At 62.3% G+C, this 12,685-nt stretch carries 14 protein-coding genes; 7 read left to right on the forward strand and 7 right to left on the reverse strand.

Features of this window, described 5'->3' with window-relative positions:
• The first annotated feature begins 80 nt into the window (after positions 1–80).
• The 3 genes from E7T06_RS09010 (at position 81) to E7T06_RS09020 (ending at position 2,257) form a co-directional block, all read left to right on the forward strand.
• On the forward strand, positions 81–1,130 hold the full coding sequence (locus E7T06_RS09010; RefSeq protein WP_136365505.1) for a Xaa-Pro peptidase family protein: 1,050 nt from the start codon (positions 81–83) through the stop codon (positions 1,128–1,130).
• Positions 1,127–1,627: an RlpA-like double-psi beta-barrel domain-containing protein gene (locus tag E7T06_RS09015; protein ID WP_136365506.1), complete on the forward strand. Its 501-nt coding sequence runs from the start codon at positions 1,127–1,129 to the stop codon at positions 1,625–1,627. The genes E7T06_RS09010 and E7T06_RS09015 overlap by 4 nt, the downstream gene beginning before the upstream one ends.
• A gap of 159 nt (positions 1,628–1,786) precedes the next feature.
• Positions 1,787–2,257 (forward strand): YbjN domain-containing protein, encoded by a 471-nt coding sequence (locus E7T06_RS09020; protein ID WP_136365507.1) that lies wholly within the window; start codon positions 1,787–1,789, stop codon positions 2,255–2,257.
• Between the two features lie 246 nt (positions 2,258–2,503).
• Here the strand turns inward: E7T06_RS09020 and E7T06_RS09025 are convergent, their stop codons facing one another.
• The 7 genes from E7T06_RS09025 to E7T06_RS09055 form a co-directional block, all read right to left on the reverse strand.
• Positions 2,504–2,752, reverse strand: a complete 249-nt coding sequence (locus tag E7T06_RS09025) for a hypothetical protein (RefSeq protein ID WP_136365302.1) — start codon at positions 2,750–2,752, stop codon at positions 2,504–2,506.
• A 202-nt stretch (positions 2,753–2,954) separates the two neighbouring features.
• Positions 2,955–4,775, reverse strand: coding sequence for an oligoendopeptidase F (gene pepF, locus E7T06_RS09030; protein ID WP_136365508.1), 1,821 nt, complete (start codon positions 4,773–4,775; stop codon positions 2,955–2,957).
• 287 nt (positions 4,776–5,062) lie between these two features.
• A complete protein-coding gene (locus E7T06_RS09035) occupies positions 5,063–5,740 on the reverse strand; it encodes a transposase (RefSeq protein WP_168733446.1) in 678 nt (225 codons plus the stop codon).
• The gene (locus E7T06_RS09040) at positions 5,626–6,126 is read right to left on the reverse strand and encodes a winged helix-turn-helix domain-containing protein (protein WP_136365510.1); all 501 of its coding nucleotides are present in this window, start codon (positions 6,124–6,126) and stop codon (positions 5,626–5,628) included. The genes E7T06_RS09035 and E7T06_RS09040 overlap by 115 nt, the downstream gene beginning before the upstream one ends.
• Positions 6,127–6,172: 46 nt before the next feature.
• A complete protein-coding gene (locus tag E7T06_RS09045; protein WP_136365511.1) occupies positions 6,173–6,763 on the reverse strand; it encodes a hypothetical protein in 591 nt (196 codons plus the stop codon).
• Positions 6,764–6,799: 36 nt separating this feature from the next.
• On the reverse strand, positions 6,800–7,795 hold the full coding sequence (locus tag E7T06_RS09050; protein WP_136365512.1) for a prohibitin family protein: 996 nt from the start codon (positions 7,793–7,795) through the stop codon (positions 6,800–6,802).
• 158 nt (positions 7,796–7,953) lie between these two features.
• A complete protein-coding gene (locus tag E7T06_RS09055) occupies positions 7,954–8,340 on the reverse strand; it encodes a YchJ family metal-binding protein (protein ID WP_136365513.1) in 387 nt (128 codons plus the stop codon).
• 163 nt (positions 8,341–8,503) lie between these two features.
• Here E7T06_RS09055 and E7T06_RS09060 point away from each other — a divergent pair, with 163 nt between their 5' ends.
• From E7T06_RS09060 to E7T06_RS09075, 4 genes are all read left to right on the forward strand, one after another.
• Positions 8,504–9,370 (forward strand): RNA methyltransferase, encoded by an 867-nt coding sequence (locus tag E7T06_RS09060; protein ID WP_136365514.1) that lies wholly within the window; start codon positions 8,504–8,506, stop codon positions 9,368–9,370.
• Positions 9,367–10,542: a hypothetical protein gene (locus E7T06_RS09065; RefSeq protein ID WP_136365515.1), complete on the forward strand. Its 1,176-nt coding sequence runs from the start codon at positions 9,367–9,369 to the stop codon at positions 10,540–10,542. Before E7T06_RS09060 ends, E7T06_RS09065 begins: the two co-directional genes overlap by 4 nt.
• Before the next feature lie 338 nt (positions 10,543–10,880).
• Positions 10,881–11,768, forward strand: a complete 888-nt coding sequence (locus tag E7T06_RS09070; RefSeq protein ID WP_136365516.1) for an NAD(P)-dependent oxidoreductase — start codon at positions 10,881–10,883, stop codon at positions 11,766–11,768.
• Positions 11,768–12,631, forward strand: a complete 864-nt coding sequence (locus E7T06_RS09075) for a DegV family protein (RefSeq protein ID WP_136365517.1) — start codon at positions 11,768–11,770, stop codon at positions 12,629–12,631. The genes E7T06_RS09070 and E7T06_RS09075 overlap by 1 nt, the downstream gene beginning before the upstream one ends.
• Positions 12,632–12,685 lie beyond the last annotated feature (54 nt).

Below are 12,685 nucleotides of genomic sequence, written 5' to 3' on the forward strand. Positions count from 1 at the left end.
AATGTCCCTACAGTGGGGACAGTGACGGGCCGTCTGAGACTCCACATCCCCTCGGCGTCCCTTCTGTTACCTTGGCGGGCATGACACAACTCGCGGACTTACAGCAGGCCATTCGGGAAGCAGGTGTAGACGCCCTGTGGGTCAGCACTCCGGCCAATGTGCGGGCGCTGACGGGCTTTTCCAGCGGCGCAGACGGCAAGGTGTTGGTGGGGCCGGGAGACGCGGTGACGCTGTACACCGACTCGCGCTACACCGTGCAGGCGGGGGAAGAATCGCGGGTGGCGGTTCATATTGCCCGCCCGCCGGAAACCTACCAACATGCGGCAGACACTGTAAAAGGTCTGCGCGTGGGTATCGAGGCCGAGCATCTGACTGTGGCGAGCTTGGAAGACCTGCGCCAGCACTGGGACGCTGAACTGGTGCCGGTGCGGGGGCTGATCGAGGGACTGCGGGCTATCAAATCGCCGGAAGAAGTGCAGGCCATTCGGGAAGCACAGGCGGTGGCAGACCGTGTGTTTGCCGAGGTGCGTCCCATGATCCGGGCGGGCGTGCGGGAACTGGACGTGGCGCTGGAACTGGAATTGGGTTTGCGCCGCGCTGGGGCCGAAGTGGGCTTTGACGTGATCGTGGCGAGCGGGCCACGCGGGGCCATGCCGCACGGCGTCGCCTCGGAGCGTGTAATTGAGGACGGCGATCTGGTGACCATCGATTTTGGCGCGAGGCTGCACGGCTACCACTCCGATATGACGCGCACGCTGGCGGTGGGCACGCCATCGGATGAGATGCGGCGGGTGTACGGAGCGGTGCTGGAAGCCGAAGAAGCTGCCATTGCTGCCGTGAAACCGGGCATGAAGTGTGCCGATCTGGACGCCCTCGCACGCGGCATCTTGGAGCGGCACGGCTTAGGCGAAGCCTTCGCGCATTCGCTGGGGCACGGGGTGGGCCTGAATATCCACGAGGCTCCCGGCCTCCGCAAAACCAGTGAGGAAGTGCTGGCGGCGGGCATGGTGATTACCATCGAACCGGGCGCGTACCTGCCGGGCGTGGGCGGCGTGCGAATCGAGGATTTGCTGTTGGTGACGGAGGACGGCTATGAGGTGCTGAGCCTGACGCCGAAGGAGACGGTGTGAAACGGGCGCTCTTACTGACGCTCCTGCTCCTCGGGACTGCCTCTGCCGAACGGGTCTACCGCGTGCAACCGGGCGATACTTTGTGGAAGCTGGCCCAGCAAAATGGGGTGACGGTGGCCGCGTTGCAGCGGATGAACGACTTACCGGGCCAACTGTTGGAAGTCGGGCAAGTGCTGAAGCTTCCCGGCGGGACGGACACGGCGCGGGTGGTGAATGAGGAAGCCCCCGTCTTTCAGCGTGGCTCGGCGGTGTATTACGGCGGGCGGGGCAACAGCCAAACGTCTATGACCGCCGCGCACCTGAGCTTGCCGTTTGGAACATGGGTGCGTGTGACGCACGCCAACACGGGCCGCAGCGTAGACGTGATGATCAATGACCGGGGGCCGTTTGGCGTGCCCAGCCGCATTATCGATCTATCCAACGAGGCGGCGGCGGTGCTGGGGATCTTGTCGCAGGGCGTGGCCCCGGTCACGCTGACGATCTTGTCAAGGCCCTAAAGCTGACTTTCTGGCCCACCCCGCACCGGCCCCCGGCTGCATGAAGACCTTTCCTACCGCGTAGGCATCGGCGGGAGTGTTAGAATCTCACGGGTTTCAACCACACAAGCTTCAGTCCCAATCTGTTTGTGTTTCACCCCACCGAGGAGGATGGTTTTAATGACGATGGAAACGGCACTACTCACGCTGGACACGCTCGCGAAATACCTGAAGGAAAAAGAAGTCCAGTTGGACATGGAAGAGAACAACGGCCAGCGGTTTATTCGCATGGGCTGGCGCTTCGAGATGGGCGACGCCGCCGTATTGGTGAGCGTCAACGACGGCCCCAACAACACCAGCCGCCTCGAAGTCACTTGCGTGACCCAGAAGCAATACCCCGGACGCCGCGCCGAAATCGTGACCATGCTGAACGACCGCAACCGCGAACGCGCCTTTGCCCGCAGCATCGACGCCGACGGCAACGTGTGGCTGGAGTACGTCGGCTTTTACCCCACACTGGCCGAAATGCCACAGGAAACCTTCGACACGCTGTTTGGCGGCGTGCTGATGCACTTCCAAGACGACTACGCCACGCTGGAAGGCTACGTGGCAGGCAACGGAGAAATGCAGGTGCAGATGCCTCAGGCGTAAGCCTCAGGGATTGAGCGGGGCGGGGTCATTCCCGCCTTTGCTTTGAGATGATAAGTGAAATGATTCACGACAATTCCAACTCGTGAGGACTTTGTCTGCTGTTTCAATTCCGTTTAAGGATCAGGGGTCTAAGGGTCTGTGGAAGGGCAAAAGCTGTTGAGGGCGCTGTTGCACTCCCCTTGAGGGGGGCTGGCTGCGAAGCAGACTGGGGGGTTTACACCGACTCAAATTAACAAGAGTTTCCAATCAAGAAAATGCGTCGTGTAGAACGTTCATTTCAGGATTGAAATGGAAGAAAGCACGGTCAGCACAACACATTTCATATTGACCGTGCAGGACACGGGTCGCAGTTAGGGGAAAGGAGAGTGCAGCGGAAACCTGAAGGGGAATGCAGCGCATCAGGAGCGTGGTGAGAACGGACGAGTAGCGTTCAAACGCGCTGACAGCGCGTTTTTCAGGATCACCCATTGTTGACGTACTGACCGCAGTTTTCATACGCCGACCCTGCTCTTTCGCCCGCCCAGACGTCTTGCCCAATCTTGTGGAAACTCTTGAAATTAAAATTGGAAGGTGAACCCCCCCGTTGCTGGCGCAACGCCCCCCCTTGAGGGGAGGACAATGGCAACAAAACACGGACGGGCCATACTCCAGCCACGTCCGTGCTTGCAAAATTTTATGACCGTCGAAATGACCTCTTTCAGTTCTGCCGTTCCCGCAACAACTCCTCCAACCGATCTACATACTGCTCAAGCGTGCGGAAGGTGGCCTGCACCGGCTCTGGCGAGAGCATATCTACGCCCGCCGCTTTCAGGGCGTCGATGGGATCGAGACTGCCGCCGGATTTCAGGAACGTCAGGTAGCGTTCGCGAGCGGCGTCTGGGTCGGCGTCGAATTGGCTCAGGAGTTGGTGGGCCGCGCTGATGCCGGTGGCGTACTGGTAGGCATAAAAGTTGGCGTATAGGTGCGTGGAGAACTGTGCCCACAGGATGCCGCTCCGGTCACGGTTCATGGTCACACCATCGCCGTAGCCCTCGGCCAATAGGTCGGCGGTCAGGGCATTCAGATCAGGGGCGCTGAGGCTGCCGCCCGCTTCGACGCGGCGGTAGGCTTCCAGTTCAAAGGCGGCCAGCGTGGGCATGATGAAAAAGTAGCGGTGGAAATTGCCCAACGCCTCTTCGATCAGGGCGACTTCCAAATTCGTATCGCCCGCCGCACGCGCCCCCTTCAGCAAATGCTGGCGCACCATCGCCTGATTGAAATTACTGGCGACTTCGGCATGAAACAGCGTGTAGCGCGGCACGCTGAAGGGATGCTCGCGGGCCGACAGGAGCGAATGCATGGAGTGGCCGATTTCGTGGGCGAGGGTGGAATAGCTGGCGAGCGTGCCGTTCCAAGTCATGAAGATGTAGGGCTTGACGCGCCCGCCACCGTTGGAATACGCGCCCTGACGTTTGCCGTCGTTCTCGGCGTAGTCCACCCAGCGCTCGGTGGTCAGGCCCGCCCGCATTTCGGTCACGTAATCGGGGCCAAGCGGGGCCATGCCCTCGGCCAACCATTCCACAGCCTGCGCGTAGTCCACAGGCACGGGCGGCACCAGCGAGGCTTTCACGTCGTACTCGCGCAGTTCGGGCAGATTCAGCCACTCGCGGCGTACCTTCCAGTAACGGTGCCACGTGGAGGTGTGGGCGCGGTAGGTGTCCAGCAGCGTGGTCACGACGGCGGTAGGAATCTGGTCGGGGGCGAGGGTGGCCGTGATCGCGTCGGGGTAGCGGCGAGCGCGGGCCAAGAAGACATTCTGACGGACATTGGTGGAATAGGCGGCAGCCTGAGCGTGCTGCACGGCCAAATGTGCATCGGCGTAGCCTTCCCACGCCTCACGGCGAATCTCCCGGTCAGGGTCGGTGGTCAGGCGGTCTACATTGCCCTGCGTAACGGGCGTGCCGCCTGCCGTGCCAAATCGCAAATCCATGTTCACCAGTGCAGGGTGAATGCCACGTTCGGAAGAAAAGGGAGCCTGCACCGCGCCCAAGAGTTCTTCTATTTCGGCACTCCGCACATGGGGCTTTTGGCGCAAAATCCGCTCTAGGCGAATGCGGAAGGGTTCCAGTTCAGGCTGGGTCATCCACGTCGCCAACGTAAATTCTTCCAGCGCCAGCAGTTCCGGGCGGGCAAACGCGGTGACGCTGCCGTAGCGGGCGGCGATGCCACTGGCGCGGTCACGGCGGGCAGCGGCTTCCGCGTCGCGTCCGTCCACACTGGCATTCATGGAGGCATAGGAAAAAAAGCGGGTCAGACGCAGTTCCAGTTCCGATTCGGCCTGTAAGTAGGCCAGCAGCGCGGCAGAATCGCGGCCCAACGTGCCCGAATAGGCGGCCAGCGCGTCAATATCGGCAGGCAGTGCGGCGGCGTCGGCTTCCCACGTTTCAGGGGTGGCGTACATGGCTTCGATGTCCCATGTCTGCTCACGGGGCACTTCATGGCGCTTGGGCAAAGTCACAGAAGGCTGAATTGTGGTCATGGCGAGAAGGCTAACACGGGGAGGGTGAGGCGTCTAAGGGTCTAAGAGTCGAGGGTCTAAGGGGGTGAGGCGGGGGCGCTTTCTCGGTGGCCCCCTATGCTGCGCAGCTCTGCGAGCCACCCCGCTGCGGTGCAGCGCCCCTCTCCCACAAGGGGCGAGGGCTAAAAGCAAGACCAAAAAGCTGTGTGTTCTCCCTCTCCCCTTGCGGGGGAGGGCCGGGGAGGGGGGTGAGTGAGCGCAGCGATTGCCCTTCCTTAGACCCTTGACTTTTAGACCCTTAGACCAAACTAAAATGAGTCCAGAACATGTTTAATCCAGGGGAAGAGGGTCAGCGATTTGACTTCCGCTGGGGCCTGTTTAAGACGGACACACTCTGCGGCGATCAAGTCCTCCACTTCTTGAAGGGTATTCAGCGTCTGGTTGGCGATGGGAAGTTTCAGCTTGGTGACCATCGGCTCAGCGGGGGACAGTTCCGGCGTATACGCCGGAAAGGGCAGGAGGAAGAGATTGGGCGGCACCTGGAGTTTCTGGCTGGTGTGCCAACCGGCTTGGTCGAGCAAGAGGACGATGAGTTGCTGCTGGTGTGGATCGACGGCCCGGCTGAACTCGTCCAGCGCGACTTGCATTAGAGGAACGCTGACACTGGGAAGGATCAGGAAATCACTCTGTCCCGTGAGGGGTTCGACAAAAATGTAGGTGTAGAGCCATTGATATTGACGGCGCTGAGCAATCACGGGCCGCTGACCCTGAAGCGCCCAGAGGCGCTTCAGCACAGGTTTCAGACCAAAGCGCCCTTCGTCCTGCACCCACAGCCGCACCTGTTTCTCCGGGTACGCGGCCCGTGCGGTTCTCAGGGCCGCTTCGACTTTTTTATCCAGATCGCCTGTTCCTCCGGCGTCGCTGCCTGCACATGAGTTGGACGCGGTACCTGCACGGTGAACCCCAGCTTTCTCAAGTAGCCCCAAGCACACACCGACGTCATCTCTACTTTGAACTGCTCATGAACGTAGGCTTGCACGTTCTGGCTCGTCCAGAAGCCACCCGAAACGGGTGGCTTCTGGAGCACACCAAACAACACCTCTTGTTGTTCCACACTGAGCGCAGGAGCCGATGTATTCCAACGGCGTTTGTCCACCACCGCCGCTGGCCCATCTTCGTTGTAAGCCCGAATCAACGTGCTGATCGTGCTGCGAGAAAAACTCGTGACCGCTTTGATCTCTGGAATCGTCAGCCCTTTGCTTTTCAGCCACAAGATCTGCCAGCGGGAGCGCTCCACCGCTCGCTCGGACTGGCGATAGGCCAACTCCAACTCATCGGACGTCTGATGCGGGAACAGCGAGGCAGGTCTCATAGTCAAGACTCAGTTTAATCCCGTATTAGACCAACCCCCAACGACCTCAGCCGCCCTCCACCTTCCCCAAGCTCAAGCCCCCCTCAGTGCTGCCGAAGCGTTCGCGCAAAAAGCGGCCCTGCGTCAGCAAGCGGTCTGCCGCCGCGTGATCGTGGCGCAGGGCTTCGCGCACGCCGTCTTCCATCAGCACAATCTGCTCGGCCAGCAGCGTATCCGGCGATTGGCCCTGAGCCTCCAGCGCCCGCCGCGCTCCGTCTGTGAGGCCCAAGTAGGCCCGCAAAGTATCGGGCAAATACGATTCCCGCGTTTGGCGCAGCAGATAGGCCGTGCGGGTGTCGGCATTTCCTGTGCCTTTTTGGGCGTCGGCCACCGTACACAGCAGCGCCCAAGCCCGCGCTCTGGCATCGGCGGGCAGGCGCACCATCAGGGTTTCGGGGGCGTCGGGTGCGGGAGCAGAGGCTTGGGCATTCGGCAACGCCGCCAACGCTTTGGCTGCTGCCGCTGGCAACGCCCCGCCTGCTTTAGCCGCCGCTTCCTCTAGTCGCCACGCCCGCCGCTGCGCTTTGGTGGTGTTGTCTACATACGTGATCAGGGCTATCCCGCCAAAAATCACGATCAGAATCAGCACAGCAATCATGGGTTCATCCTATCCAATTCGCTCCAGTCCACTCCTTTAGGGTTTGGGCGTCGTCGCCGCGCTCTGCAAGCTCTTCAAGTCCAGCAAAAAGTTACCGTCGGCGGGCAGCATCACGGTATTGATGCCGGGGGCGAGTTTTTCGGCCACCGTCAGTTGAATGAGGAGCGGATTTTCACGCAGGGCACGCCCCCGCAGCGTCAGGGCTTCGGCGTCGCCGCGTGCTTTGGCTACGGCGGATTTGGCTGCACCTTCGGCCACCACGACTTCACGCTGTGCGCTGATTTCGGCCTGTTGCAACTTATTGCGCTCTACGGCCACTTGTTGTTCGGCGGCCTGCTTTTGCTCAATCGCTTTGGCGATGCTGTCGGGAATCCGCAGTTCGCGCAGCAGCACAGCGTCGAGCAGCAAGTTATTCTTCGTAAACACTTCGCGCAGGGCGTCCGTAATCCGGCCTTCCACCTGCTGCCGCTGCGTACTGATGATGTCTGCGGCGCTAAATTGCCCAATCGCGTCGCGCACCTTGGAGCGGATCTGCGGGCTGATGACGGTCTGGACGTACCCGCGCCCGAGTTCCTTGTGCAAAATGGCGGCCTTGCTGCGGTCTATTCGGAACTGCACCGTCACGTCTGCCGTGATGTCCAGACCTTCTTTGCTGCGGGCGCGAATGGCTCCAGACTCGCCGCCATTTTCGTCGGTATGAGCCAACGTAATTTCTTGCAACTTGGCGTCATACAGGTTCACGCGGTCTACAAACGGCGTCACAAAATGCACCCCTTCCTGAATGACGCCCGGTTTGACCCCGCTGAGGGCGCTGAACACCACCCCCACATAACCCGCCGGAACCACCTTGAAACTCTGGCCGATCAGCAGGGCCGCCGCCACCACGCCGCCGACAGTCCACAACATGCGGCGCGAAGGGGGCGTGCGCGGCACAGGCGCGTCGTTGCCGATTTTGGGAAAGGGCCGGGTGCGTTTGGTGTCGGTGCTGGCTTCGGTGTCCGCCGTGTTGTCTGGCGTAGGGTTGTCGGTCATAGTCCTGTGTACGCGTCTCGGTACGGCAGAGTTGCCGGGGAATGGGGGGGATGCATCCCCTGAGGAGCAGTCCTAAACAGGCTCTGACTTTGAAGATTGTGTATCCGAGTCGGCTACCACAGTCCGTCTCCACGCAAAACCCATGTCTCCAGCAGTCTTCATCCCTCCACTTCCTCCCCGTCCACGTATACCCACGCGCCCCCAACCTGCTCAAAGCGGCTGCGTTCGCGCAGGCTGTAGCGTTCGCCGCCCGGCAATTTCAGCGAGGCCGTGAACTCTACCGTTTCGCCCGCCGCCGTATGCACGCGCAGGCCCGTATAGCGCGTGCCGTCGTTCAGATCGAGGTGACTGGGGCGGGTGCTGGCGTGCCAAGTGTTCAGCACGAACGGCATATTGCCCAAAGCGTAGGCCGTGTACCGCGCCCTCATCAGTGTTTCTGGGGTGGCAGCAGGCCGGGAGCCGTCGTGGACAGGCCCGCAACACGCGCCGTAGCTGCGGCCTGACCCACACGGGCAAGACTTGAACGGCGGATAGGCGAGCGGCATAGGATTAAGGTAGTGCAGGAGCAGGCGCTTCGGTAAGTGGTCAGCAGTCAGGGAGCGGCGGTCAGTGCGAACCCCGTCTAAGGGTCAAGGGTCTAAGAAGACTGGCCGATTACCCCCACTGCTCACCGTCCGTTACCTCACCCGGCGGGCATAATGAGGCCCGATGACCGCGCCGGACGTAATTACTTCTCTTCAAAATGCCCTAGTCAAGCGGCTGGTACGCCTGCACACCCGCCGGGAGCGCGAACTGGACGGCGTGATCGTCATCGAGGGAGCCAGAGAAAGCGCACGGGCGCTGGCTTCCGGCGTGCGCCCCAGCCTGATCGTGACTTGCCCGCCGCTGTACAGCCCCGAAGCGTTGGCGGTGGCCCCCCTGTTATTTGACGGGCTGTCCGGCGAACAGGTACAACTCTCGCGTCCGGCCTTCGAGAAGATCAGTGGCCGAGAGAATCCAGACGGTCTGCTGATGCTTGCGCCCACGCCCACGCCCGTGCTGCCCGATCCTCCCGAACAGGCCACCGTAATAGTTCTGCACGGCCTAGAAAAACCCGGCAACGTGGGCGCGATTCTCCGCAGCGCCGATGCAGCCGGGGCGCACGCGGTGCTGGTGCTGGGGCGCGGCGCTGATCCTTACGGCCCCAACGTGATCCGCGCTTCTCAAGGCAGCGTGTTCCGCATTCCCACCGCTGTCGTCAGCGAAGAACAGGCGTGGGACTGGCTTCTTCAGCACGGGTTTACCACAGTGGCCTGCACGCCCGACGCGCCCCAAGCCTACTGGGACGCCCCCCTCACCGGCCGTGTGGCCCTGCTGCTCGGCACCGAACACGAGGGCCTGCCCAAAGAATGGCGCACGTCCCGCACGGCTTCCAGCATCAGCGTCAGCATTCCTATGCACGCCGCAGCGGGCGGGGCCGACAGTCTGAACGTGTCTACCGCCGCCGCGCTGGTGCTGTTCGAATGCGTGCGCCAACGCCGCAGCCTCTCCGTACATTCCTTGCCCAGCCAGTCCACAGCCGAGGTAACGCCATGACCAACCCAGCCCCCATTCATTCCAACGACCCGTACAGAGAATGGCTCCGCAAGCGCCTCGGCCAAGAAATGGGCGTGCGTGAGGCCGAAATGACCATTCAGGGGGCGGTGCAGCGGCGTGGCTGGACGGCGGTTCGGGCGCTTGGCCCCCGCGACGTGGTGGCTGTCCTGCAAGACGTGTACAAAGTCATGCGCGATCAGGTGGGCGAGGGCCGCGCCGACAAATGGCTGGAGGTGGCGTCTACCGATCTGGCACATCTGGCCGAAACCGTTCCCGTGCCTACCATCACGCCCATTTTTACCGAAAGTACGCCGCGTGCCCTGCGCTGGGGCCGCCGCGCCCATGATCTGGCCTTGCTGCTGGCCCGTTCCCATGCCGAAATTGCCATGCGGAGCCTCGGGGCCATTCGCTCCAACCCCGATTTGTCGGCCCTAGAGACCGCCGCCGAATGGGACGTGCAGGCCACCCAAGCCGAAGTGCGCCGCTGGGAAACCGAGGACATGCTGACCAATTTGCGGGCCGATCATGCCCGCGTAGAAGTAGCCGATCAGGTGGCCGCCTCCCGCGCTCAGGCCGAACTGCTGTTTTTGCGCGTGGCCGAACTGGAAGCAGGGAAAGGCCGTGAGCAGGCTTCTCCCGCGCAGTTGGCGCACAGCCGCCTGATGCTGACCCAAACCACGTCGTTCCTCGACGCTTTTGCGCCGCTGGTGGCCGAAGAAGACGCCGACACGCCCCTGACCATGCTGGACATGAACCTCGACAATGCCCGCTTTTCTTTGGGTGTGCCGCTGCATCCCAACGTGCTCCGCGCCCGCCATACCCTGAACTATGCCCAGTGGCAAGCCGGAGAACAGGGCGCTGAGGCCCCCGCCGTTGCCGAGGCCCGCCGCACTTTGGCACAGGCCGAAGCTGAAGCGGGCGCGCAACTTCACGCCACGCTGGACGCCGCCCGCCAGCATCAGACGGCCCTACGCCAGTTGGCCCAAACCGTAGAAGATCTGGAGGCCCGCGCCGTGAATCTCAACAACCTTGGCGGAGACGCCCTGAGCCTCGCCCTCGTGCGCTTCGAGTGGCGTCAGGCCCGCGCCGCCGCCCGCATTCAGAGTCACCGCATGGAAGAAGCGATTCGTCTGCTGGAAGCGTTGGTGAGCGAGCCGGGGGATTTTCGGTAGGGGCGGGGAGGGCGGTTGAGGTGGCTTGGGGGTTGGTCGAGGGTCTAAAGGTCTAAGGAAGGGCAGAAGGGCAACCCTCTGCGCTCGTTCACCCCTCTCCAGCAAGGGGCGAGGAACAAATCACGCTCCCTGCCTTTTGCTCTTAGCCCTTGCCTCCTGCGGGACTCGCAGAGCGCAAGGAGCAAAGGGGGCCACCCAGCAACCAAACCCGCCCCAACACCTTAGACCCTTCGCCCCTCGACCCTTAGACCCAGCCCCTTCCACCCCAAACCCTAAAGATTGCACCCAGTCCAGAACGGCAGGCCACAGGCGACACAGCCGCTAGTCTGCCCTTATCTATGACCCTCACCACTGCATTTTTGGGCCTCGGCGCGATGGGCAGGCCGATGGCCGCCCACTTGACGCGGTACGCACAGGCCAACGGCGGGCGCTCGTTGGTGTGGAACCGCACGGCGGCGCGGGCCGAGGCACACGCTGAGGCTTACGGCAGCGAGTTGGCCACGCCCGACAGCTTGGCCGAAGCCGACGTGTTGTTTTCTTGCTTGCCTACCAGCACTGACCTTGATGAAGTGCTGGCCAGCCTGCCCACCCTAAAACGCGGCGCGGTCTGGGTGGACTGCACCAGCGGGCATCCCGACGCGGCACCCCGGCAAGCGGCGGCCTTGGCAGAACGCGGTGTGGCTTTTGTGGATGCCCCGGTCAGTGGCGGCACGGGCGGCGCAGTGTCGGGTCAACTGACCGTAATGGTGGGCGGCGCGGAGGCTGACCTAGAGCGGGTGCGACCCTTGCTGGACACCTTCGCAGGGCGGGTGATCCGGGTGGGCGATACGGGCGCGGGCTTTGCGGTGAAGGCCATCAACAATGCGCTGTTGGCCGTGACGCTGTGGGCCACCGGGGAAGGCTTGGCCGTGCTGGGGCGCAGCGGCGTCAATTTGGGCGCGGCGCTGGAGGTTATCAATGCCAGCAGCGGGCGCAGCAATGCCAGCCAAAACCTAATTCCGGCGCGGGTGCTAACGCGGGAATTTCCGGCCACATTCGGGCTGGGCCTCTTGGCTAAAGATGCGGGCATTGCGCTGGATATGGTGAACAGTACGCACAGCAGCGCCCCCATGTTGGCGCAAACGGCGGGCTTGATGCGGGCGGCAACCAACATTATCGGCAGCGACGTAGACCATACGGCGGCCCTTCAACTCATCGAGCAGATGAATAAGGTGGTGATTCAGTAATGACTGGACAGGCGAAGTTTGGAGTTGTGACTGATGGTGGGCTGGACGCTTACGCAGACCTGAAGAACAGCGTGCCTGTCGCGCCGTTCAGTGTGAATTTCGGCAGCGTCAGCAGGCGCACGCATGAAATTAGCCGGGAAGACTTGCTCCGCGAGTTGGCGACCAACCCGGAACATCCGACCAGCAGCCAGCCCACGCCGCAGGACTGGGCCGACGCTTACCGGGCGGCGGGCACGCCGGAAGTGTTGGCGGTCACCATCAGCGCGGGCCTCAGCGGCAGCCGGAATGCGGCGGAGCAGGCCACGCAAGTGACGGAAGGCGCAAAGGTGACTATTCACGATTCGCGCACGCTCAGCGCGGCGCAGGCATTTCAGGTACATGCCGCCGTCACCGCTGCCGAACGGGGCGAAAGTATGGGTACGGCGCTGGACTGGATGAAAGCCCTAGAACAGGAAACGGAACTATATTTCACGATTGAGACGCTGGAATACCTGCGGCGCGGCGGGCGCATCGGGCGCGTGCAAGCTACGTTGGGCGGGCTGCTGAACCTCAAGCCAGTCATTACGGTGGACAAGACCACAGGCGCGTACACCAATCTGGCCCGCGTGCGCTCTTACCGGAGCGCCATAGAAGCGATTGCCACGCAAATGACAACCCGCTTTGGCGAAGGAACGCCGCTGCGGTTGGGCCTGTTGTACGGCAGCGAGCGGGCCGACGCCGACGCGTTGCTCAAGGCAGTTCAGGCGCGGCATCCGGTGATCTGGGCAGGCTTCGCGGGTGTGAATCCGGTGCTGAATATTCATACCGGACCAAGAACGGTGGGCATCGCGGCAGCACCCGGCGCGTGGCCTTGGGAGCGCTAGTAACGTCAGTTGCTTAGACCCTTCGACCCCAGACCCTTAAACGCCTTACTCACG

The sequence above is a fragment of the Deinococcus sp. Arct2-2 genome, from assembly GCF_004801315.1.
In the GTDB taxonomy this organism is placed as follows: domain Bacteria; phylum Deinococcota; class Deinococci; order Deinococcales; family Deinococcaceae; genus Deinococcus.